This is a genomic window from Alicyclobacillus sp. ALC3 (assembly GCF_028751195.1).
In the GTDB taxonomy this organism is placed as follows: Bacteria; Bacillota; Bacilli; order Alicyclobacillales; family Alicyclobacillaceae; genus Alicyclobacillus_L.
This window is the reverse complement of record NZ_CP066784.1, coordinates 2,990,611-3,014,331: the sequence shown is the minus strand read 5'-3', so window position 1 is coordinate 3,014,331 and position 23,721 is coordinate 2,990,611. Positions and strand designations below refer to the sequence as shown.

The following is a 23,721-nucleotide window of genomic DNA, read 5'->3' as shown; positions in this document are numbered from 1 at the left end:
AGTCCCCTTTCAATGCAGGAAGTGGCGCTCGCCGGTGAACACCATGGCAATTCCGTGTTCGTCCGCAGCGGCGATGCTGTCTGCGTCCTTAATCGACCCGCCGGGCTGAATTATCGCTTTGAGCCCCGCGGCCGCAGCTGTGTCGACCGTGTCGCGCATCGGGAAAAAGGCATCGGAAGCGAGCACGCTCGCAGCGGCACGCGCTCCAGCTTGTTCGATCGCGATGTGCGCCGACCCGACTCGGTTCATCTGACCTGCGCCGATGCCCGTCGTGCCGAACTCGGTCGCAAGCACAATCGCGTTCGACTTCACAAATTTCACCGTTCGCCACGCGAACGCAAGCGCCCGCTGTTCGCTGTCAGTCGGCTGCCGTTTCGTCACAACTTGCCAGCTCTCAGTCACCGCGAGCTGGCGGTCGACGTTCTGCACAAGGAGCCCGCCGGACACGCGGCGCATCACTTGGTCCGACTCACGCCACTGCGGTTCGGTCACATCGACTGTGAGCAGGCGGACGTTCTTCTTGCGGCTGAACTGCTCACGGGCTTCACTTGTAAATCCCGGCGCGATCACGACTTCTAAAAACATCCCTGCCAGCCGCTCTGCGAGCTGTCCGTCGACTGCGCGATTGCAGGCGATGATGCCGCCGAAGATGGAAACAGGGTCGGACTCGTAGGCGCGGTCGAACGCTTCGTCGATCGTCACCCCAAGACCAATGCCGCACGGGTTCATGTGCTTGACGGCAACGACTGTCGCCTGGTTCAGGTCATCGAAGGCACGCAGCATGTTGAGCGCAGCGTCTGCGTCCTGGATGTTGTTGAAGGAGAGTTCTTTACCCTGCAACTGCGCCGCGCGGGCGATGGAGGCCGGGGAGGCATCGGGATCGGCGTAAAAATGCGCGGCTTGGTGCGGGTTTTCGCCGTATCGCAGCGCCTGCTTATGGACGAACGACAGCTGATAGACTTCCGGCCAGGCCTCTGCCGCACTGGCGGCGGTAGTGAGCGTGGCTGTGCCGACTGCGATGCTGGAACTGGCGGGCGTGGTGCCGGAGGTGGCGGCTACCGCGGCCGAGCTGGCGGGCGCCTCTGGCTCGGCCTGTTTCGCCAAGTAATCAGTGATGAGCGCGTCGTACCGCGAGGTGACGGAGAACACCTTGGCGGCCAGTTTGCGGCGGTCGACATCGGTGAGACCGCGACCACGTTCTGTCAGCGCGGCGGAGACCCACGTATAATCGGCGGGATCGACCACTGGTGCACAGAAGCGATGATTCTTCGCAGCGGCGCGGAGCATTGACGGGCCGCCGATGTCGATCATCTCGACAGCTTCTTCAAACGTCACACCTTCGCGCGCAACTGTCTGTTCGAACGGGTAGAGGTTGACAACCACAACGTCGATCTCGTCGATGTTGTGCGCCTGCATACTCTTCCGGTGTTCGGCGTTGTCGCGAATGCCGAGCAGCCCGCCGTGAATTTTCGGGTGCAGGGTTTTGACGCGACCATCGAGCATTTCCGGAAATCCGGTGTAGTCTTCCACAGGTGTCACCGCGACGCCGTTCTCCGTCAGATGCCTCGCCGTGCCGCCTGTCGACAAAATCCCGTATCCAGCCGCCGTCAGCGCCTGGCAAAACTCCAAAACTCCCGTCTTATCGAATACGCTGACCAACGCCCATTTCTTGGCCAAAGTTGGCACCTCCGTAAAGTAGTCATTTCATCAAGTGATCCCGGTCGCGGCGCCTACCGGTGCGCTGGCGCGGCTGTTGGTGTCATTTTGACTCTTACCCGCGCGCCGGCCCGGCTGTAGGTGTCATTTTGACTCTTACCGGGGCGCCGGCCCGGCTGTTGGTGTCATTTTGACTCTTACCCACGCGCGGACGCGGCTGTAGGTGTCATTTTGACGCTTACCCACGCGCGTGGCCGGCTGTAGGTGTCATTTTGACACTTACCCACGCGCTGGCCCGGCTATAGGTGTCATTTTGACACTTACCCGCGCGCCGACACGGCTGTAGGTGTCATTTTGACACTTACCCGTGCGCTGACACGGCTGTAGGTGTCATTTTGACACTTACCCGTGCGCAGGCCCGGCTGTAGGTGTCATTTTGACTCTTACCCGTGCGCGTGCCCGGCTGTAGGTGTCATTTTGACTCTTACCCGTGCGCCGACGCGGCTCTAGGTGTCATTTTGACTCTTACCCGCGCGCCGGCCCGGCTGTAGGTGTCATTTTGACTCTTACCCTCGCGCGGACGCGGCTGTAGGTGTCATTTTGACACTTACCCGCGCGCGGGTGCCGCTGTAGGTGTCATTTTGACTCTTACCCGCACGCTGACCCGGCTGTAGGTGTCATTTTGACTCTTACCCGCACGCCGACGCGGCTCTAGGTGTCATTTTGACTCTTACCGGTGCGCGTGCCCGGCTGTAGGTGTCATTTTGACTCTTACCCGCGCGCCGGCCCGGCTGTAGGTGTCATTTTGACACTTACCCGCGCGCCGGCCCGGCTGCAGGTGTCATTTTGACTCTTACCCGTGCGCCGACGCGGCTCTAGGTGTCATTTTGACACTTACCCGCGCGCGGACGCGGCTGTAGGTGTCATTTTGACACTTACCCGCGCGCGGACGCGGCTGTAGGTGTCATTTTGACACTTACCGGATCACCGGCCCGCCTGTAGGTGTCATTTTGACACTTACCCGCGCGCCGGCCCGGCTGTAGGTGTCATTTTGACACTTACCCGCGCGCTGACCCACGCGCTGGCCCGCCGGCCGGCCCGACCGTTGGTGTCGTCACCCCCTGCGAGGCCGGCCGCCACAGCCGCCCCCCGGCGCACCCACAACCTCATCGCACTTCTACGCCTCGCCGCGGACGACGCGTCGGAGCACGGCCGGGTATAGCTGGTGTTCCACCTCGTGGACGCGGGCGAGCAAGTCAGCGGCGGACATACCGGGATCGACTGGCACACGCTCTTGCGCGATGACAGGTCCCGTGTCGATCCCGGCGTCAACCCGGTGCACTGTGACCCCGGTTTCCGGGACCCCCGCAGCAATCGCGTCCGCAATCGCGTGGCGGCCTGGGAACGCTGGCAAAAGCGACGGGTGAATGTTGAGAATGTGGCCGTCGTAAGCAGATAAGAGCGTCGGGCCAATCAGGCGCATGTATCCAGCAAGCGCGATCCACTCGACTTGGTAAGTGCTCAGCACCTCGAGCACTTTTGCTTCGAACGCAGCTTTGTCCGCGAAGTCGCGTGGGCGGGCGACAAATGCGGGAATCCCCGCCTGCGCCGCACGAGCGACTGCGCCGCAACCAGGCACGTCCGTGACGAGGCAAACGATGCTGGCCGGGTAGTCCGGCTCTGCCGCTGCGTCGATGAGCGCCTGGAAGTTGGTGCCCGAACCGGACGCGAACACGGCCACAGCCGCGCGTGGCGTCGAAGACAAGCCTGCGCGAGTGGTACCCGACGTGGTACCCGACGCAGCCTCTCCCCCGCTCGCCCCGCTCACTCCAATCCCTCCCAGACGATGCGGTCGCCGTCGCACGCCTCGATGCGGCCGATCGGCATGACCAACTCACCCTCATCGGTGAGGAAGTCTGACACTTCGTTTACCGCTTCGACCGGCACGACGATTGTGAAGCCGATGCCGAGGTTCCAGACCCGTGCTGCTTCTGGGAGTGTCATCCCCGACTGACGGACGAGCCAGTCGAAAACACCCGGTCGCTCCCAAGTGTCGAACGACAGTCTGGCGCCCAGGCCATCCGGGAGCACCCGCGGCAGGTTGTCGACGAGGCCGCCACCCGTGATGTGCGCCATCGCGCGAATCGGAAGGCCGGCAGAAAGCGCCGCCAACACCGCCTGCACGTAAATGCGCGTCGGGCGAAGCAACTCGTCCGCGACGCTGCCGCGCCAGCCTGGCAAGTGCTCGTCCCAACCGACGCCGGCTTGTTCAACCAACTTGCGCACCAGCGAAAAACCGTTCGAATGGAGGCCGTTGCTGGCTAGGCCGAGGACGATGTCGCCGGGCCGAACACTGCTGCCGTCGATTACCTTGTCCGCGTTCACGACGCCAACTGCAAAGCCCGCGATGTCGTACTCGCCCGGCTGGTACATCCCCGGCATCTCCGCCGTCTCGCCGCCGACGAGCGCGCATCCCGCCTCGCGGCAACCTTCTGCAACACCGGCGACGACCGCCTCCGCCTGATCGACGTCAAGCGCCCCCGTCGCCAAGTAGTCGAGAAAGTACAGGGGCTCAGCGCCCATGCACAGGATGTCGTTGACGCACATGGCGACGCAGTCGATCCCGATTGTGCTGTGCCGGCCTGTTGCCGCCGCGACAGCCAGTTTCGTCCCAACTCCGTCCGTACCAGAGACCAGCACCGGCTGCGGGTACTTCGCGACGTCGAGCACGAAACCGCCCGCGAAGCCGCCGACGCCACCGAGCACACCCGGGCGGTTTGTCCGCTTCGCGACGTCCGCGTAACGGCGCGCAGCTTCATTGCCGAGATCGACGTTGACGCCGGCTTCCCGGTACAAATCGCGCTCTCCCTTGTTTTCCGTCATCCGATTACCTCCCCGCTGTGAGCGGCGCCTCATTCTGCAACTTCTCGACCGCGTAGACCTCGGTCGGGTAGGCACCTGTAAAGCAAGCGTTGCAAAACGGGTACGCGCCATTACCCGGTTGCAATCCAAAAGCGCTCATTAACTCGTCGACCGTGAGAAACTCTAGCGAGTCCGCACCCGTGTCACGGCGAATCTCGTCGACTGTCTGCACTGCCGCGGCCAACTGGCCGGACGTCGAGGTGTCGATGCCGTAGTGGCAGGCGTGGCGATACGGTGGGCTGGAGATGCGCACGTGGATCTCACTTGCCCCCGCCTCCCGCAGCATCGCAACAATGCGCCGAATGGTCGTGCCGCGCACAATCGAGTCGTCCACGAGCACGACGCGCTTGCCTTGCACTACCGATTGAACAGGGTTCAGTTTGAGACGGACACCGAGGTCGCGCTGCACCTGTGACGGTTGAATAAACGTGCGCGCGATGTACTTGTTCTTCACAAGCCCCATCTCAAACGGCACCCCACTCGCCTCCGCGTAGCCGGAAGCGGCGGAAATGCTCGAGTCTGGCACGCCGATCACGATGTCTGCCGGCACCCCGTGCCGCTCTGCGAGCACCCGTCCGAGTTGCTTGCGCACCGCGTGCACATTCCAGCCATCAATGTCGCTGTCCGGCCGCGCGAAGTAGATGTGCTCGAACGTGCACATTGCGCGACGCGGCGACGTCTGTGCATCTGCCACACCGACGCGCGGCCAGATTGGCTCAGAACGTACGCCGTCTTGGTCGATGACAATCATTTCACCGGGATCGACATCGCGGAGAAAGGTTGCGCCGATGGTCTCGAACGCGCATGACTCGGACGCAAATACGTAGCCTTCGTCCAGCTGCCCGAGGCACAGCGGCCGCAGACCGTGCAAGTCGCGAACGGCAATCAGCTGGCGGTCCGAGAGAAAGACCAGCGAGTAACCGCCGCGAATCTGCTGCAGCGCGCCCCGGATGTTGTCCACGAGCGTAGCCTCGCGGCCACGTGCGATGAGGTGCAACACGACTTCCGTATCACTCGTCGACTGAAACAGGCTGCCCGACTCTTCGAGACGCTTGCGCAGAACGTGTGCGTTCACGAGGTTGCCGTTGTGCGCCATCGCCAGGTTGCCTTGGTGCGTGCGCACCGTGATTGGCTGGGCGTTCTGAACAGTATTGCTGCCTGCGGTCGAGTAGCGGACGTGCCCAATCGCCGCAGTTCCAAGCATGCCGTCGAGTTCCCCGCCAGCAAACACATCGCCAAGCAACCCGAGCCCGCGGTGGCTGTACATCTGGCCGTCCTCGACTGACGCGATGCCAGCAGCCTCCTGACCGCGGTGCTGCAACGCGAACAGCGAGTAATAGGTGAGAAGCGCGGCGTCCTTGTGCCCGAACATCCCGAACACCCCGCACTCGTCGTGCGGTTTGTCGTCCGCGAGCATCCTGACAGCGAGCGGTGTTTCGTCCGCGAATCCGTGGACAGTGAGTGACGTGTCGTCGTCGGCGAGTCCCTGGACAGCGAGCGGTGTTTCGTGCGTGTCACGCTCGGATGCCCCTGCGTGTGTGGCACCGACTGCCGGTCGGGTGACTTGGAAGGCATCCGTCATGACCGTGCCTCCTCCTGCATAGCGCGTGGAATTGCGTGCTTGTGCAGCGCGTCTAGTTCTGCGACCGGTGCGCTCAGCCACACGCGCTCGTCGTCCTTGATGGTGAGGGCGTCGCCGTCCGTGCGACCGAGCACTGTGCACGCCACGCCTCTCGCTTCTGCAGCGGACTGGACTGCGCCTAAGTTAGCATCAGACACTTCGACGACGACCCGGCTCTGCGCTTCCGAGAACAGCCACCCCGCGCGTTCGACGGCGGACGCGACTGTGTTCGGCAACGTGACTGTAACGCCAATTTTGCAGCCGAAGCACATCTCCGCAACCGTCACAGCGAGGCCGCCTTCGCTCACGTCGTGCGCCGAACGCAGGCGTCCCGAGCGAATCAAACCTTGCAGCAGCTGTTGCAGCGCGACTTCCGCGTCGAGGTCGAGCCGCGGCGCGTCGCCAGCGGGCCGCCCCGCGATGAGCTGCCACAACAGCGAACCATCGAGCGCTGTGTCCGGATCACCCAACAACACCACGTTCGACCCTTTCTCCGTGAAGTGGTTTGGCATCACGTGCGCCGTGTCTTCGATCACGCCGACTGCCCCCACGACTGGCGTCGGGAAAATGTCCACACCGCTTGTCTCGTTGTAGAGGCTGACGTTGCCGCTCACGACAGGTGTGTCGAGTGCGCGACACGCGGCGCTCATGCCTTCCACTGCCGCCGCAAACTGGTACATGATGTCCGGCTTTTCCGGGTTGCCGAAGTTCAGGCAGTCGGTGATGGCGAGCGGTTTGCCGCCCGTGCAGACGATGTTGCGCGCCGCCTCTGCCACCGCAATCGCTCCGCCGCGTTCCGGGTTCAGGTACACGTAGCGGCCGTTGCCGTCGGTCGTGAGCGCAACCGCGCGCTCCGTGCCCGGTACCCGCACGACTGCAGCGTCGCCGCCCGGTCCGACCTGTGTCGCGACGCGCACCGTCGTGTCGTACTGTCGGTAAATCCAGCGCTTGTCCGCAATTGTCGGGTGCGCAAGCAGCGTCTTCAGCCACTTCGCCAGGTCCGCCGCGTCGTCATTGGTGAGCGGGGGCGCATCGTGCCCAGGCAAAACAGCAGGCTTTCGCGTCGGGCGCTCATACACAGGCGCCTCGTCGACGAGCGCAGTCACTGGCACGTCGGCCACCACTTCGCCGCCGAACAACAGCCGCAGCTGCCCGTCGTCCGTGACCCGGCCAATCTCGGCGACTTCGAGGCCCCACTTCTTGAGGATCTCGAACGCCAACGCCTCCTTGCCCTTCTCCATGACGACCAGCATCCGTTCCTGCGACTCCGAGAGCATCATCTCGTACGGCGTCATCTGTGTCTCGCGCACCGGCACGTCGTCGAGCCACAGTTCAATCCCGCCGCCTGCCCGGCTCGCCATCTCCGCCGACGAAGACGTCAGTCCCGCCGCTCCCATGTCCTGAATGCCGACGACAGCGCCCGTCTGCATCAACTCGAGGCACGCTTCCATCAACAGCTTGCCGAGGAACGGGTCGCCGACCTGGACGGCTGAACGCTCTTTCGCGTGCGGGTCCTCAGCGGAAGCGAACGTGGCGCCGTGAATACCGTCGCGGCCAGTCCGGGATCCGACAATGAAGACTGGGTTCCCGACGCCTGTCGCTGCGCCTTTGACAATGCGGTCCGCCGGCAGCACGCCGACGCACATCGCGTTCACGAGCGGGTTGTGCTGGTAAATCGGGTCGAACACGGCTTCGCCGCCGACGTCCGGAATGCCGACACAGTTCCCGTAGCCGCCGATGCCCGCGACGACGTTCGCGAACAGGTAGCGCGTGTGCTCGTCGTCGAGGTTGCCAAAGCGCAGGCTGTTGAGGAAGGCGATTGGCCTTGCCCCCATCGTGAACACATCGCGCAGAATCCCTCCGACACCTGTCGCCGCGCCTTGGTAGGGTTCCACGGCTGAGGGGTGGTTGTGGCTCTCCATCTTGAACGCGATGCCGATGCCGTCCCCGATGTCGACGACACCGGCATTTTCTCCTGGCCCCTGCAGCACTTGCGGGCCGTCTGTCGGAAACTTGCGCAGGTGCACCTTCGAACTCTTGTAGCTACAGTGCTCCGACCAGAGCACACCGAACAGCCCGCACTCGAGGTAGTTCGGCAACCGGCCGAGGCGCTTGGCGGCGCGCTGGTACTCGCCGTCGGTGAGTCCGAGGTCGCGGTACAGCTGTCGGTCGCGAATCGACTCCGGCGCTGGTGCTTGCGGGGCTGTTTTCAGGTCACTGGCCTGCACGGACATACCCTCCTTGTGATGCCTCATTGGCTGCTGCCCCTGGTACCGTGGGCTGTGGCGCTTGCTTGGTCACAAACTGATGCATGGACTGGAACACACCGACTCCGTCTGTCGACGTCATCCACTCGGCGACCGCGCGCTCCGGGTGCGGCATCAAGCCAAGCACGTTGCCTTCCTGGTTCAGGATGCCGGCGATGTTCGCGAGCGAACCGTTCGGGTTATCGACGTAGGTGAAAGCGACGCGGTCTTGCTCTTGTAGGTCATTCAAGACTGCACTGTCGGCGTAGAAACGGCCGTCCCCGTGCGAAATCGGGACGCGCAGCTTCTGGCCGAAGGTGTACGCGCTCGTAAATGGAGAAGTCGTGTTGATCACGGTGAGCTCCACGACCTCGCAGCGAAACTGTCGGTGCGTATTGCTGAGGAGCGCCCCTGGCAAGAGACCGACTTCGGTCAGGACTTGGAAGCCGTTGCAAATGCCGAGCACCAACTTGCCCGCTTTGGCAGCATCCTGGACGGCAGCCATGATGGGCGAGAAGCGTGCAATGGCGCCCGGCCGCAGGTAGTCGCCGTACGAGAAACCACCCGGCAGCACGACGGCGTCGTAGCCGTCGAGACTCGCCTCCTGGTGCCACACGAGGTCGACGTCGTCTCCCGTCGCCTGGCGGATGCCGTATGCGGCGTCTTCGTCACAGTTCGATCCCGGAAACACCACCACCGCCCACTTCATCGCGAGCCCTCCGCGCCAACGGATCCAACGGAGCCGGCTGCACCTGCGCCTGCGTCGGCTGGCTCGATGCGCACAATTTCATAGGTCTCCATCACACCGTTACAGAGCACGGTGTCGCACATCTTCCGAACTTCAGCCTCGACAGCTTGGCGGGTGTCACCCGTCATCGCGATGGCCATCGATTTGCCCACGCGCACCTGCGCTACACCGCCGTGCCCCAAGCTCTGGAGCGCCTGCAAAACCGCGTGCCCTTGCGGGTCAAACACGCTCGGCTTCAGCCACACTTCGAGATCTACCTGCCACTGTGTCATCTGCATCACACCTCGCTGATTCTTGTCATCATCTCGTGGTACGCCTCTTCGACCCCGCCCAAGTCGCGCCGGAAGCGGTCCTTGTCGAGCTTTTCACGCGTCGCCGCATCCCAGAACCGGCAGGTATCAGGTGAAATTTCGTCCGCAAGAATAAGCTCGCCGTCCCGCGTCCGCCCGAATTCGAGTTTGAAGTCGACCAAAATCACGCCGCGCTCTTTCAGAAACTCGCGCAGCACCGCATCCACCTGCAGCGCCAGTTCCTGTATTTTTTGCAACTCGTCCGCGGTCGCCCAGCCAAGCACTTCCGCAGTCTCCGCCGTGATGAGGGGGTCGCCGAGACTATCCTCTTTGTAGTAGAACTCAACCAACGGCCGCTTGAGCTCAAGTCCCTCTTCGAGGCCCAGGCGTTTTGCCATACTGCCGGCAACGAGGTTGCGGACCACGACTTCAATCGGCACAATCGTCACAGCCCGCACCAACGTCTCGCGCTCCGACAGTTCCTCCACGAAGTGGTTCGCCACGCCGTGCGCCGCGAGCAGCGCGAACAACCGATTGCTCATCTGGTTGTTGATCACGCCCTTACCCAAAATGGTTCCCCGCTTTTCGCCGTTAAACGCCGTCGCGTCATCTTTGTACTCAACAATGTAGTAATCGGGCGAGTCCGTCGCGTACACTCGCTTCGCCTTGCCCTCGTATTGCTGCTGTCCCTTGGTCACCTGCACACTTGGCATCCGGGCCACTCCCTTCAACATCCGATTGATTACTGCGAGTTGCGCGCACTATGCGCAACTCAAATCCCAAGGCGGGCGAGAATCGTATCGACGTGCTTGAGGTGCCAACTCGGGTCGAAGCAGTCCAACAGCTCAGCCTCGGTCAACTTCTCTCGGACAAGCGGCGCCTCGCGGACGATGTCGTAGAATGGGCGCCCCTCTTCCCACGCCTGCATCGCGCAGGGCTGAACCGTGTCATACGCCTCTTCGCGGGCTACACCTTTCTCGATGAGGCGAGTCAGCACGCGTTGCGAGAAGGTCAGGCCGTAGGTGCGGTCCATGTTGCGCTTCATGTTCTCCGGGTAGACGCGCAGGTCGGTCAGGATGCGGTTCATGCGGTTGAGCATGTAGTCGATGAGAATTGTCGCGTCCGGCAGGACCACGCGCTCGACCGAGGAGTGGCTGATGTCGCGCTCGTGCCACAGCACCACGTCTTCGAGGCCCGGCACGACGTAACCGCGCAAAATGCGGGCGAGACCGCTCACCTGCTCGCACGACACCGGGTTGCGCTTGTGCGGCATCGCCGACGAGCCCTTCTGGCCCTGGTAGAACGGCTCCTCCAATTCGCGGACTTCGGACTTCTGCAAGGCGCGAATCTCGGTCGCGATCTTGTCCAACGTCGTCCCGATGAGCCCAATCGTAAAGATGAACTCCGCATGGCGATCGCGCTGCAGCGTCTGCGTGCTGATGAGCGCCGGCTTCAGGCCGAGGTGGTCGCAGACGTACTGTTCGACAGCGGGATCGACATTGGCGTAGGTGCCGACGGCGCCCGAAATTTTCCCGTAGCGCATCCGTTCGGAAGCGGCATCAAAGCGTTCGAGGTCACGTACCAGCTCCGCATACCACAGTCCCACCTTCAGGCCAAACGTCGTGGGTTCCGCGTGGACACCGTGCGTGCGACCCATCATCACCGTGTGCCTGTGTTTGCCTGCGAGCACGCGAACCGTCTCAATCAGCGTGGTCAGGTCGTTGCGGATCAGCTTCACTGCCTGCTGAATCTGCGCCGAGAGTGCCGTGTCCACTACATCCGTGGAGGTCAGGCCGTAGTGCACCCACTTCTTCTCCGGACCAAGGGACTCGGACACAACCCGCGTAAAGGCGACGACATCATGGCGTGTCTGTTGCTCGACTTTGAGAATGCGGTCGACGTCGTAGCTCGCTTTCTCGCGAATGGCCTGCGCGTCTTCGCGCGGCACCACACCGAGCTCTGCCCACGCTTCCGTCGCCAGAATCTCCACTTGCAACCACCAGTGAAATCTCTGGTCTAAAGTCCACAGTTGGCCCATTTCCGGGCGAGTATAGCGGTCGATCACGTTATCTCCTCCATCCTTCACTCCAGGTGCGAAGTCCGAACTCGGCCCGGGCCTTGAAGGCCTGTCAAGCCGACCAAGCTCTCTCACTCGCTCCAGATGCCGAGCGCCTCGATTTGTTGCAGCGCCGCGTCTACAGACGAACCGAGCACAGTGAGATGACCCATCTTGCGATTGACCGCAGCCTTCGCCTTGCCATATAGATGTAGCTTTGCGTTTGGCGGTAAATAACCGGCCGCTTCGACGGCCGCTTCCAGGTGCTGTCCAAGCACGTTCACCATCACCACGGGTGACCACAGGGTCACATCGCCAAGCGGCAGATTGCAGATTGCCCGAACGTGCTGTTCAAACTGTGACGTCGCGCAGGCGTCGTAGGTATAATGCCCGGAGTTATGCGGGCGCGGCGCCAATTCGTTGACGTAGAGCTGGCCGTCCTTCGTCACAAACATCTCGACCGCGACGAGTCCGATGACATCCAGCGCTTCGGCGACGCGCAGCGCCACCGACTCGGCCTTCACCCGCAGCTCTTCTGACACGCGGGCAGGGACGATGGACAAGTGGAGAATGTGGTTTTTGTGCTCATTCTCCGCGACTGGAAAGACCCGCACTTCGCCCTGCGGACTGCGGGCGACCACGGCGGAGAGCTCACACTCGAGATTGACCCAAGCTTCTGCGATGAAAGGCACATCCCACTCCGGCTGTCCGGCTAACTCGGACGACGACGACTGGGCAAACTCCAACTCGGCGCCAGAGGTCGCTTGCACGACGCCACTAGCCTCCCGCCAAACGCGAGTCAAGTCATCGCGGCTGTCGATGCGCCACTGGCCTTTTCCGTCGTAGCCACCTGTGCTCGTTTTGAGCACCAGCGGCAGCCCAAGTGTAGCCGCAGCCGCTTCGAGGTCCGCCAACGATTCGACAGGGTGAAACGGTGTCACGTCAACGCCCGCAGCAGCCAGCGTCGACTTCTCGCGCACGCGGTGCTGGGTTGTCCAAAGCAGGCGGCTCCCCTGCGGGACGTAGGCTTGTTGGGCGAGCGTCGCTGCAACTTCGTGACTCACGTTCTCGAACTCGTATGTGATGACGTCACACGACCGGGCCAGTTCTTCTGCCGCAGCAACGTCGTCGTAGGCTGCGACAATCTGCCGGTCGGAAACCTGCGCGCACGGGCAGTCAGGCGTCGGGTCGAGTGTGACGAAACGGTAACCCATGCGGCGGCCTTCGAGCGCGATCATGCGGCCGAGTTGACCACCCCCAAGAATCCCGATGGTCGACCCTGGCAGGATAACTCGCCCCATCTCAGTCGAGGTCACTGTTTTCCACCACTTCCTGCAGCGTCCGTGCGCGCCGCTCAGCTAGGCGCGCACGCACATCGGGGTACTTGATACCGAGGATTTCGGCGGCCAACAGCCCCGCGTTGACTGCACCGGCCCGACCAATCGCAACGGTTGCGACGGGAACGCCACCTGGCATCTGCACAATGGAATACAAAGAGTCCACGCCGTGGAGCGTGGACGTCAAAACGGGTACACCGATGACCGGGATGAGAGTCTTCGCAGCCACCATGCCGGGCAGGTGTGCAGCGCCGCCAGCTCCGGCGACGATAACCTCCAAGCCCCGCGCCTCGGCACCTTCTGCGTAAGAGAACATCAAGTCCGGCGTACGGTGAGCCGATACGACACGTTTTTCGTACGGAATGGCAAGCTCTTCGAGGACCTGACAGGTATGGGCCATGGTGTCCCAATCGGACCGACTACCCATGATGACACCAACCAACGGTTGCACAAGCTTCCCCTCCTCGCCTCTTGTCTGTTTCAGTCTAGCGAGCCAAAAAGGCGTGTGTCAATGGAAAATACGAACGTTTAACATAAAACACACAAAATCGTTCGTGTTTGTGATGGAGGTGCGATGGCGGACGGCTGCGCGGCTCGGTGGGCCGCTCGCGCGGGGCGCTTGAGGCATGAATCTGCGCACGGTGCGACCGCTAAGCTACATTTTCGACACTACGACGCTCGCTCCGGCACCCTGTTCAGGCCGTTAGCGACACCAGTGTCCTTATCCACCCCTATCCACCCCCTCGCCCTCGCCCTCGTCCCAGCTCTTCCTACACGTCTTTTGGCGTTGTCGCGCACTCGGATTTGTGGTATGAACGGTGTAGGTTGCGCCGGCATCCCTGTCTGTTTCGGGGTACGGCGCTTTGCACCCTACAACACAAACTGATTTGTCGCCCACTGTGCCTAGCCCAACCTGGTTACGAACGGAGGCCTGACCATGACAGAAACACCAAAGACGATTTCTGAGTGGGAGCAGGAATACGGTCTCTACATCGTTGACCTCGACGGTTTTGATACGAGGGATCCGCAGCTCTACCAGCGACGCTACAGCCGCGACGAATTTGAGTCGGCGCTCGCCTTCTGCACGGTAGTGCGCCGCAGCCATTCCAAACCCCCTGCATTTGATCAACCAGCCTCGGCCGCTACCGCCGCCCCCCAGTTTGCAGGTCTCGCTGACTACAACCTGCAAACGAACGAATTTGGAGACGACGACCTGCAAACCGTTGACAGTCAGGTGGACGAACGTGCCGTCTCCCTGGAAGGATGGCCAACTTCTGTCCCGCCTCGGAAACCGCAGCGGACCGGTGTTCAGGGCGCGCTGGACGGACTAAAAGCCCGCTGGGAGGCGTGGCTTTTCCCCGACGATGAACAAGTGCACGGTGAGTTTGATGACGAGTACGACGAGGCGTACGACGACGAAACCAGCCAAGGTCGGCGCGACGTCCGCGCTGAACCAGCCGCGAACAGTGATGTCCCGCCGCTGTCGACGCTCGCGACCGACGCGAAAGCCAGTGTGCAAGACCGCGTTGTTCGGCCCTTTGCAGTGCGCTGGCGCAGTCGCGCCTTTCGCAGGTTTTTCATCTTCTTCACGTTACCGACGCTGGCCGTCTTCCTCATGGACGCTCTGTACGCCTTGTTGTCGCGCGTCGTTCGTGTGCGCTGGTACTGGCCTGTGCTTGTCCTTGCGACGGATGCGCTGATCGTCTTCATCGCACCACTTGCACCGCTCATCTCTGGCCCATTCTACCTGTGGTACGTCGTCCTCGGACTGGCCGCGCGCTTTGTCGGTGTCGTATTACACGCCGTGGTGTCTGCGCTACCGTTCCTCCACGGCGGAAACACGCCATTGACGAGTGGGCCCTTCCTCAACAATGTCACACTGTTTGGCAACCGATTGCCTCTGTATTTCCACTTTGGCACCGCAGTGACGAGCGGGCTTGTGTGGGGCACCGTCATCAGTTCGATGCAGCACCTGTGGGTGTCGCGCGGGCGCAGGTCGCAGACCTGACGCCTAGCGCTCGACACTCACCTACACCGAAGCCCGTCGCCTGCGGTACACGCGCTGCAGACTGGCAACGGCGGTAACGTCACTTTACTCCCACTCGATTGTCGCAGGCGGCTTGGACGTGATGTCGTAGACCACACGGTTGATGTCCTTGACTTCGTTGACGATGCGGGTTGAAATCCGCTCGAGCACGTCGTAAGGCAGGCGTGCCCAGTCCGCGGTCATGCCCTCCTGCGACACGACGGCGCGGATCGCGATGGTGTGCGCGTACGTTCGCTCATCCCCCATCACGCCTACACTCTGCACGCCAGTCAGAACCGTGAAGTACTGCCAGACTTCGCGCTCGAGTCCGGCTTTCGCGATCTCATCACGCAGGATGGCGTCCGAGTCTCGCACGGTGACCAGCTTGTCCGCAGTCACTTCGCCCATAATGCGGATGGCGAGTCCAGGCCCTGGGAATGGCTGCCGCCAGACGAGGGCAGAAGGCAGCCCGAGCGTCTCTCCGAGCGCGCGCACCTCGTCCTTAAACAGTTCGCGCAGCGGCTCAATCACGGAAAACTTGATGTCCTCCGGCAGCCCGCCGACGTTATGGTGCGACTTGATGGTGGCGGCTGTCGCAGTTCCACTTTCGATCACGTCGGTGTACAGCGTCCCTTGCACGAGGTAGTCGAACGGGCCGAGACGTTCTGACTCAGCTTCAAAGACGCGGATGAACTCCTCGCCGATGATTTTGCGCTTGCGCTCCGGATCACGAACACCATCCAACTTGCCGAGGAACCGCTCGGACGCGTCAACGCGCACGACATCGATGCCGAGTTGGCCGCCGAGCGTCCCCATTACCGCGTCGGATTCGCCTTTGCGAAGGAGACCGTGATCGACAAACACTGCTGTCAACTGACTGCCAATGGCCCGGTGGACGAGCGCTGCTGCGACGGAAGAGTCGACACCACCGGACAGCGCGCAGAGGACGTTGGCAGAGCCAACCGCCTGGCGGATGCTCTCGATGGCTTCGTCGACCAGGTTGGCCATCGTCCACTCGCCGCGGCAGCCGCACACCTCGAACAGGAAGTTGGAGAGAATCGCCTGCCCGTGTTCGCTGTGCCGCACTTCCGGGTGAAACTGCACAGCGTAGAGGCTGCGAGCGACATCACTCATCGCCGCTATGGTGCCAGAAGTCGTCGTTGCATCGCAGTGAAATCCGTCCGGCACGCCCGTGACCACGTCGCTGTGGCTCATCCACACCGACTGTGTCTGCGGCAGGTCGCGAAACAGCGCACTCGCAGCCGGGTCGACCTGCAGCGTTGCACGGCCGTATTCACGGACGTGATCGCGTGCGACCTGCGCCGCAAACCGCTTGCCGAGCAGTTGCATGCCGTAGCAAATGCCGAGGATTGGCACGCCGAGCTCGTACACGGCCGGGTCAATGTCCGGCGCTCCCGGTGCGAACACGCTGTTCGGTCCACCGCTGAACACGATGCCTTTTAAGTTGCGCGTTGCAAGCTCTGCGGCCGTCACGGTTGGCGGCAACAGTTCGCTAAACACCTGCAGCTCACGGATGCGCCGCGCGATTAACTGATTGTACTGACCGCCGAAGTCAATCACGACGACTTCCTCGTGGGCTTTCGCTAAGTGCAGCGCGCTGTCAGCGGTACGGTTGTCTGGGGCACCGGCAAGGTGCGGGTTCGACACGTTCATCAAGGTCCTCCCTTTTCTACAACGACTTGCTTCGTTCTCACCCTGTCTAGCGAAAAAAGCCCGCACCTCCTCATCCGCATAAGGTGTGCACACATGAATGTACACATACGAGGGGTGCGGGTCATCCTCTCGTAGTCAGGCGATTCCGGTCGCCCGGTAGAGACTGCCGGGCCAATTCCCGGCGTTATACGAGTTACAGCGCGTGCTGTTCTGCTTCAAACCTCGTTCTGCCATCGCAACGCCTCGCATCGGCCTCGCGTGGGCCTCAATTGTCGGCACATGGATGCACACGGCGAGGCCACGACGATGGGCCGTCGCGCCAACTTACGAGAGGCCGGCTTCGAGTTCGTCGACGAGTCGACCCACGTACGCCACTGCCTCTTTGTACGGCTGCTCGGAGTCCATCTCAATACCAGCCTGGCGGAACAGGTCGAGTGCGTGCACTCGACCGCCCTGTTTCAGGACGTTGATCCACGTGTCAGCAACGTCCTCGCCCGCGGCGAGACGCTGAGCCAGAACTGTAGAAGCGGTGAGACCGACCGAGTAGGTGTACGGGTACAGGCCACTGTAGTAGTGCGCCTGACGCATCCACGTCATGGCCGCACCTTCGTCGAGTTCCACCGTGTCACCCCAGAACTCGCCGAGGACCTCAAGTTGCACGCGGTCGAGGACCGACGCCGTGACAGGTTCGCCTGCGTCCGCCAGCAAGTACAGGCGGCGCAGCAGTTCACCTTCAATCAAGTGTGTGACAAAGTTGTGATGGAACGTGAACAACTGCAGGCAGTTCGTGTGCAGGCGCGTCTCTTCGCCGCCCGTCTGGCGCAGGTAGTGCGCGAGCAAATGCTCGTTGAACGTGGACGGCGCCTCGACGAACAACCGGCTCGACGAACGGTTCTGCTGCACCTGATTTGCATACGCGTAGGTGCCATGTGCGGCGTGGCCGAGTTCGTGCGTCGTCATGAACATGTCATACGCAATCCCGTGGAACGGAGCGAACACGTAGGCGTGGACGTCTGGGACCCAGTTGCAGTACGCGCCTTGCAGGTTGCCGATGTTCTCGCCGCGGTAAATCCAGCGCTCACGGAAAGCGCGCTCGACAATCCCCTTGTACTCGCTGCCCATGACTTCGACGGAGGACGAGATGAGGTGCTGTACTTCGTCCCATGTGACGCGGCGATTGGCGTCTTTTAGCACAGGGGCCTTGGTGTCGGCAAAGGACAGTTTGTCGATTCCCCACACCCGGCTGCGCAATCGTGCGTAGCGCTGCATGTGCGGCGCCAACTCTTTGAGAATGACGCCCGGCACCCGTTCGAAAAACGACACTGGCACACTGTCTGAGGGAGTGCCGGTAGCGTCCCCAGCGTTCAGGAGCATCTGTGCGGTGGAATCGTAACCGCGCAGTTTTGCCATCGCAACGTTGCGTTTGATCTCGGTCGCCAGTGAGACCCCGAGCGTGTTGTGGTACGGGCGGTAACCGTTCGTCAGTGACTCGTAGGCGCGGCGGCGGAATTCTAAATCAGTCGAGGTTTCGACACGGAACATGAACCCGAAGGTGCTGACGGAAAACTCCTTGCCTTCCTCGTCCGCGACTGGCTGATAGCGCATGTCTGCGCCCGTCACCGTGCGGTACCAGTTGCTTGGCGCGCCAAGCGCTTCGCCCATTGCAGCCAAAGCTGCCTCGGCCTTCGGATCGAGTAGGTGTGGGCGGTTTGCCGCAAGTTCCGTCAGGTAAAGGCGATAGGTCGCGACCGGCCCATCTGCATTCGCGTACTGTTCAAGGCGCTCTGCCGGCACAGTCATCAAGGCGTCGCGCAGGTCGGTCAGTTCCTCTTCGACGGTCTGCGCAACGCGCATCGCCCGACCAAGCAGTGCTTGGTTGGCTGCGTCGGTTCCGTCTTCACTGAACTTCAAAAAGGCGTAGCCAAAAATGCGTTCCGTCGCGGCGAGCACCCCATCGCGCGCCTTGAGGAACGAAGCAAGCTGGTCTTCACCTTGCGTGAGTGTGTCCTTGTGTTGATGCAACGCTGTGATGTCGCTGTTCAGTTGCTCAATGGCGGCGTCAAATGCCGCCTCGTCGGCAAAAATCGACTCCACGCTCCACACTTGCTCTTGTGGAATTTCACTTCTCTTCATCGCTGCCAAAGCGTGCGCCTCCTCAAAACAGGTCCCTTGTGCGCGTGGTACGCGGTGGCCCGTCTGCATGCTTGCTTGTAGTCTATCACACTAGTAAGCGCCCCTCACGGTCGAGTGAGGGGCGCTTACTAGTAAAACACGCTGCGCCTGGGATAGGACTGTCTAGACTCGGTGGAGATTTTTCGTGAACAGTCCACCATCAGTGGTCTACCATCAGCTGTCCACAGTGCCGCAGCTGTCCACCCCCGCTGCTGTTTCCTATCGCCAAATTTGCAAAAGCTGCGTCAGCCAGCGCTGCCAGACTGATTTTGCTTGCTCCATATCCCTTTGTTCCGCTTCACCGCCACCGTACCAGACTCGTTCAACCGTAGTCACGAAACCGCGGTAGTCTTCGTCCGGAATCTCGCACTTTTTCGCAACCGCTCCGAGGTCACGCAGCGTCACACCGCCCGTTTTTGGCGCAAGGCCGCGCACGCGCAGAAGGTGTAGCAAGTGGCGGATTGCGCGCGTCATCGCCGTTGTCCCCTCACCGCGCCAACTCGCGCGGTGGCGGAACAGCGACAGACGACGGCGAAACAACAAAGCCAGCACGAGCACTACCCCCGCAAACCAGCCAAGACCTTCCAACAGGGGCTTGACCCAACCGATGCCGGTGCCGGTGCCGGAGCCGGAGCCCGTGCCACTAGACGGAGCAGAACCACCCGAGTTTGGCAGCGGAACAGGCAGTTTACGAGGCTTCACCTTCGGCGCGGTTGTCGTGGTTCCAGAACTCGCCGGTGGTGTGATGGACACCGCTTTAGACGGCGAGTAGGCCATGTAGTAATTCGGAGTCGGGTCAAACGGAATCCAGCCGGCCCCCGGAAAGTACACCTGAACCCACGAATGTGCATCGGCGTTGGTGATGATGTATCGCTTCCCAGGACCCTTGTAGGAAGTGTCAAGCGTGCCTGTGGAAAAACCGGTCACCCACCGCGTCGGAATGCCCTCGGCGCGCAACAGCACGGCCATGGCGGTGGAGAAGTTGTTACAGTAGCCCTTGTGTGTTTCAAACAGAAACTGATCGACGTAGTCCTGATGCGGCCCAGGCACCGGGATCCCTTGAGTGGCGTATTGTTCGTTATTGTCCAGATACGTCTCGACACTTTGCACCTTGCCGAGTTCCGAGTTCGTGCCAACCGCCAGTTGTTGCGCCAATTGCCGGACACGCGCAGGGAGTGTCGACGGGAGTCGTAAATCCGACTGCACACTCGCAGGAAATGAGCTGGGGTTAGCCGATTGATTGAACAGCATCGTCGTCGGATCGGACATTTGCCGACTCACAACCGTATACGTATCACCCGGTTGCAAGAGCCCAGAAATGAGTGTGCCGGTGTTTTGGTCCTCCTCGATGATGCCTGGTCGCCGCAAGCGAGCGGAGACGAGCTGTTGCGCAGCGTAGCCCGCGAACAGGTTGTTCGAGTGCAAGGAGGCGTTCAGAACCGTCACCTGCTGAGTCACTGTGTTCGCGGGGACATTATTCGTAAACGTCGCGCTAGGACTTGCGAAGTTCTGTCCTGGCACAACTGCCTGTGGGTTGAGGTTGTTCGCAATCCAGCCGTGGCCTGTGTACGTGTTCAAGATCTGCCCTTGGAGGTAAGTGGGATACGGTTCTACCACCTCGAGAACAGGCGTTTTGCTCATGACAAACGAACCACCAAGCGACGAGTCGTCCTGCTCGTAACCGATCACCTTGCGGGCCGGCAGTCCGAGCCCTGCGAGTCCAACACCAGAACCGTTGCCAACAGCCACAAACGGGTTTGCCCACACGGCTTGCTGCTTCGGCAGCAGCAGGGCCAGCCCACAGACGACGCCAAAGATTGCTGCGACAGGCGCAAAGTAGCGAAACGCCGGGTTCCTTGCGCCGACTAGGCGGTCGTGGATGGACTGGAACTGCGAGATGCTGCGGACGGCGACAAAGATCAGCAACATGACCACCAGCGCCACGTTCGGATGGACTTTGGTGTTGGCGTCGATGACGCCGAGCACCAACACGCCGAGCGCGTTGTAAAACACCCACAGCCGTGGTCTGACGGCTGCGTACAACAAGAGCCAGAAGATGAGACAAAGGGCAGCGAGAAACATGTGCGTCTGAAGTGGGTCCGAAAACGGCACTCGATGTTCGAGAAGACCGACCAAGTCATGCGCGTCCCCACGGAACACGATGGCGATTCCCCGCAAGGCTGTCACGTTTGCAGGGCTGTGGTAGCGACGCATGTACCACGTGGTCACGGCAAACGCTGCGAGCACTCGCACCCATTTGTAAGGGACGAGTTGCGCCAGCACGAGGACAACGAAAACTGGCAAGAGGGATTGCGGTTGATAGAGCAGTCCCAGTTTCGCAACCGGTCCAAGGAACACCCACAGCCAAAGGCCGCCAGCAACACCCGTGAATAACCGCATCCTCGCGCCTTGCCATGGGTTAGACACTCGTGGCACGCTGTATCCCTCCCCGTTGCAGAGATTCCAGTTGGTCGGACGACGGGATCAAATAGACGTGTACGCCGGCGGTCGTCAACATCTGCAACCCTTGTCGTTCGGTCTCCGTCACCTTCGGACCGCCCACTGGCATAAACCACTCGACCGTTACGCGGTTGCGGACGGTCCCTGCCACCGCAGCGGTATCGCGAGTCACTGTCGGCGAAATGACGACGAGCGTCGTCCCCTGTGGCGCCTCTTGGGCCATGCGTGCGAAGGATTGCGCAAAGTTGGTGCGCCCGTCCGGCTCGGCCATGGCTAACTCCTGAAGCGCGCGAAACAACAGCGCCTGGGTGCTGCCGGCAGGAAGCGACACGACTCGTGTACTGTGCATCGTCATCGCAAACTGACGTTTCAAGTCAAAGGCGTGCCTCATGAGCGACGCCGCGATGGTCATTTCAAGTTCGAACCGGTCTCGTGACCCTGTTGGGAAACTCGACTTCGCCGCATCGATGATGAACAGCAGCTCACTCGTCACGTGCAGTTCAAACTCTTTTGCCTGGAGTTGGCCGCGTCTGGCGCTCGCTGGCCAGTGGATTCGACTCAGCCGGTCACCTGGGATGTAGTCTCGCACACCAAGGACAGTTGTCGACTCCTCGGCGCGACGCCGAGTCGGCTGGCGCAGACCGAGTTCCTCCGGGTGATATCCGGACCACCCGCGCACTGGCACGACCCGTGGGTAGACGAGCACCTCGTTCGTGCGCTCGTAGTGCCTGACGCTGCGCACAAGCCCGAGCACATCCCCTGTCTCCAGCCTGGTTTCACCAATACGATAAACTCCACGCTGCAGGTTGCGAATGTCGTACACAAACGTCCGCGTCTGCTGCCACAGCGGCAAGAGCACACGCTCGGCATCGCTTTCGTCGCGCAGCCAGCGCTCGGGTAGGTCGTCGCGAATGCGCACCCAGAAGTGCGGCCACCAGCCGCTGCGGCGAAGCGTCACTTTGATCTCGAGCTTTTGCCCTGCAGACAGCCGGTCTGCAGACAGTTGCCGCTCCACGTCCACATGGCGCAACCCGTACCACGCCACAGCGATTTCATAGAGTAGTACAGCAGTCATGAAGTAGAACAGAAACCAGGCAAAGAACGCTCCTTGGATACGGGTGAAGACAAACAACAGTATCCAAAAGAGGATGACTCCGGACAGGGTCAGAAGTCGCCGTCCACGCATCAGTTGCGCACCCCGTGCAGTACCGGCACAGGCGTGTTGGCTACGAGTTCCGAGATCAGTCGATCGACGTCGACTCCAGACAGACGCGCGTCTGCGGAGAGCAGAATGCGGTGCGCAAGGACATGCGGCGCGAGTGCGCGAACGTCGTCTGGCACGACGTAGTCTCTGCCGACGATAAAGGCAAGTGACTGAGATGCCTTAAACAATGCGATGCTCGCCCGTGGGCTCGCGCCAAGATAAACACTATGGTGGTCGCGCGTGCTTCGCACAAGTGACACGATGTACTGGCGCACGGACGCATCGACACGCACGTCCGCGACTTGTCTCTGCCACTCGAGCACCTGCGCAGGCGTCGTCACGGGACGGAGAGTCGTGATGGGGTGCGCAACCTGTTGCTTACCAAGGATGTCCACCTCGTCTGCTGCGCTCGGGTACCCCATGCTCAGTTTCATCAAAAATCGGTCAAGTTGCGCTTCTGGAAGCGGGAACGTGCCTTCGAACTCAATCGGATTTTCTGTCGCAAGGACAAAGAAAGGCTGCGGTAAGCTATAGGTCACACCGTCTGCCGACACGCTGTGCTCTTCAAGCGCTTCGAGCAGTGCGGACTGTGTCTTGGGTGATGTGCGGTTGATCTCGTCAGCAAGCACGATCTGTCCAAAAATCGGCCCTGGGCGAAACTCAAAAGCCTCCGACTTCTGGTTGTAAACGCTGATTCCAGAAACGTCGGACGGCAATAAATCTGGCGTAAATTGAATGCGTTTGAACTCACATCCAAGTGTAACGGCGGTAGCCCGCACTAACATCGTCTTCCCCACACCGGGGACGTCCTCGAGCAGGCAGTGACCATTGGCCAAAAGTGCGACAAGTAAAAGGCGAACCACCTCTTCCTTGCCAACGATGACCTCTGCGATGTTGTCGACGACGGCTTTGATTTCTTCATGCCACCCGTCAAAACGAAGGGTGTGTGGAGACTGTTGCATGCGGTTGCCCCTTTCCGGGAAAATTCAAAGCATAAACAGCTACGTGGACGCAAAAATGCTCTACTATTGACGATTGTAGCCCTCAAAACGTGACAAAGATAGGATTTCAAACTACTAAATGATCAAAAAACAGGAAACGGGCCGACTGAGATAAGAGGAACCTCCGATTTGGCCATCGCTGATGGATGAGGCGGCACCAGCGTCGCTACCGCTTGATATTCGGGGCTGAACCGGCACCGCGAATCATCCGCAGCCATCATCGTGCACCGGCAAGGCGGTGCGTAGCGCAAAAAGGCGCCACCCCCGAAGGGATGACGCCTTCCAGCCGATCCGTCGAGTCGGCGGAC

17 protein-coding genes and 1 riboswitch are annotated in these 23,721 nt (G+C 61.3%); of the genes, 1 reads left to right on the top strand and 16 read right to left on the bottom strand.

Annotated elements, in window-relative coordinates:
* Positions 1-9: 9 nt before the first annotated feature.
* The 11 genes from purH to purE all read right to left on the bottom strand — a co-directional run bounded on the left by purH (position 10) and on the right by purE (position 13,303).
* Positions 10-1,677 (bottom strand): bifunctional phosphoribosylaminoimidazolecarboxamide formyltransferase/IMP cyclohydrolase, encoded by a 1,668-nt coding sequence (purH, locus tag JC200_RS13885; RefSeq protein ID WP_274432284.1) that lies wholly within the window; start codon positions 1,675-1,677, stop codon positions 10-12.
* Positions 1,678-2,833: 1,156 nt separating this feature from the next.
* Positions 2,834-3,397 (bottom strand): phosphoribosylglycinamide formyltransferase, encoded by a 564-nt coding sequence (gene purN / locus JC200_RS13880; protein WP_274436555.1) that lies wholly within the window; start codon positions 3,395-3,397, stop codon positions 2,834-2,836.
* A gap of 83 nt (positions 3,398-3,480) precedes the next feature.
* Entirely contained in the window at positions 3,481-4,539 is a 1,059-nt protein-coding gene (gene purM / locus JC200_RS13875) for a phosphoribosylformylglycinamidine cyclo-ligase (RefSeq protein WP_274432283.1), read from the bottom strand.
* A gap of 4 nt (positions 4,540-4,543) precedes the next feature.
* Positions 4,544-5,995 (bottom strand): amidophosphoribosyltransferase, encoded by a 1,452-nt coding sequence (gene purF / locus JC200_RS13870; protein WP_274436554.1) that lies wholly within the window; start codon positions 5,993-5,995, stop codon positions 4,544-4,546.
* Between the two features lie 161 nt (positions 5,996-6,156).
* Positions 6,157-8,433, bottom strand: a complete 2,277-nt coding sequence (gene purL / locus JC200_RS13865; RefSeq protein WP_443111912.1) for a phosphoribosylformylglycinamidine synthase subunit PurL — start codon at positions 8,431-8,433, stop codon at positions 6,157-6,159.
* Positions 8,414-9,154: a phosphoribosylformylglycinamidine synthase subunit PurQ gene (gene purQ / locus JC200_RS13860; protein WP_274432281.1), complete on the bottom strand. Its 741-nt coding sequence runs from the start codon at positions 9,152-9,154 to the stop codon at positions 8,414-8,416. Before purQ ends, purL begins: the two co-directional genes overlap by 20 nt.
* Positions 9,151-9,465, bottom strand: coding sequence for a phosphoribosylformylglycinamidine synthase subunit PurS (gene purS, locus JC200_RS13855; protein WP_274432280.1), 315 nt, complete (start codon positions 9,463-9,465; stop codon positions 9,151-9,153). Before purS ends, purQ begins: the two co-directional genes overlap by 4 nt.
* Positions 9,466-9,470: 5 nt before the next feature.
* Entirely contained in the window at positions 9,471-10,181 is a 711-nt protein-coding gene (gene purC, locus JC200_RS13850; protein ID WP_274436553.1) for a phosphoribosylaminoimidazolesuccinocarboxamide synthase, read from the bottom strand.
* Positions 10,182-10,255: 74 nt separating this feature from the next.
* Positions 10,256-11,548 carry an adenylosuccinate lyase gene (gene purB / locus JC200_RS13845; protein WP_274432279.1) on the bottom strand — a complete coding sequence of 431 codons (1,293 nt, stop codon included), beginning with the start codon at positions 11,546-11,548 and terminating at the stop codon, positions 10,256-10,258.
* Between the two features lie 83 nt (positions 11,549-11,631).
* Positions 11,632-12,840, bottom strand: a complete 1,209-nt coding sequence (gene purK, locus JC200_RS13840; RefSeq protein WP_274436552.1) for a 5-(carboxyamino)imidazole ribonucleotide synthase — start codon at positions 12,838-12,840, stop codon at positions 11,632-11,634.
* A gap of 1 nt (position 12,841) precedes the next feature.
* Complete coding sequence (purE, locus tag JC200_RS13835; RefSeq protein WP_274436551.1) at positions 12,842-13,303, bottom strand: 5-(carboxyamino)imidazole ribonucleotide mutase; 462 nt, start codon at positions 13,301-13,303, stop codon at positions 12,842-12,844.
* A gap of 510 nt (positions 13,304-13,813) precedes the next feature.
* Between purE and JC200_RS13830 the strand changes: the two genes are divergently transcribed.
* The gene (locus JC200_RS13830) at positions 13,814-14,884 is read left to right on the top strand and encodes a hypothetical protein (protein ID WP_274432278.1); all 1,071 of its coding nucleotides are present in this window, start codon (positions 13,814-13,816) and stop codon (positions 14,882-14,884) included.
* Between the two features lie 84 nt (positions 14,885-14,968).
* Here the strand turns inward: JC200_RS13830 and guaA are convergent, their stop codons facing one another.
* The 5 genes from guaA to JC200_RS13805 form a co-directional block, all read right to left on the bottom strand.
* Positions 14,969-16,576, bottom strand: a complete 1,608-nt coding sequence (guaA, locus tag JC200_RS13825) for a glutamine-hydrolyzing GMP synthase (RefSeq protein ID WP_274432277.1) — start codon at positions 16,574-16,576, stop codon at positions 14,969-14,971.
* Positions 16,577-16,688: 112 nt separating this feature from the next.
* Positions 16,689-16,788, bottom strand: a riboswitch (purine riboswitch).
* A gap of 112 nt (positions 16,789-16,900) precedes the next feature.
* Positions 16,901-18,709 (bottom strand): M3 family metallopeptidase, encoded by a 1,809-nt coding sequence (locus JC200_RS13820; RefSeq protein WP_274436550.1) that lies wholly within the window; start codon positions 18,707-18,709, stop codon positions 16,901-16,903.
* A gap of 258 nt (positions 18,710-18,967) precedes the next feature.
* A complete protein-coding gene (locus JC200_RS13815; RefSeq protein WP_274432276.1) occupies positions 18,968-21,184 on the bottom strand; it encodes a DUF4129 domain-containing transglutaminase family protein in 2,217 nt (738 codons plus the stop codon).
* On the bottom strand, positions 21,168-22,394 hold the full coding sequence (locus JC200_RS13810; protein ID WP_274432275.1) for a DUF58 domain-containing protein: 1,227 nt from the start codon (positions 22,392-22,394) through the stop codon (positions 21,168-21,170). The genes JC200_RS13815 and JC200_RS13810 overlap by 17 nt, the downstream gene beginning before the upstream one ends.
* Positions 22,394-23,374 (bottom strand): AAA family ATPase, encoded by a 981-nt coding sequence (locus JC200_RS13805; protein ID WP_274432274.1) that lies wholly within the window; start codon positions 23,372-23,374, stop codon positions 22,394-22,396. Before JC200_RS13805 ends, JC200_RS13810 begins: the two co-directional genes overlap by 1 nt.
* Positions 23,375-23,721 lie beyond the last annotated feature (347 nt).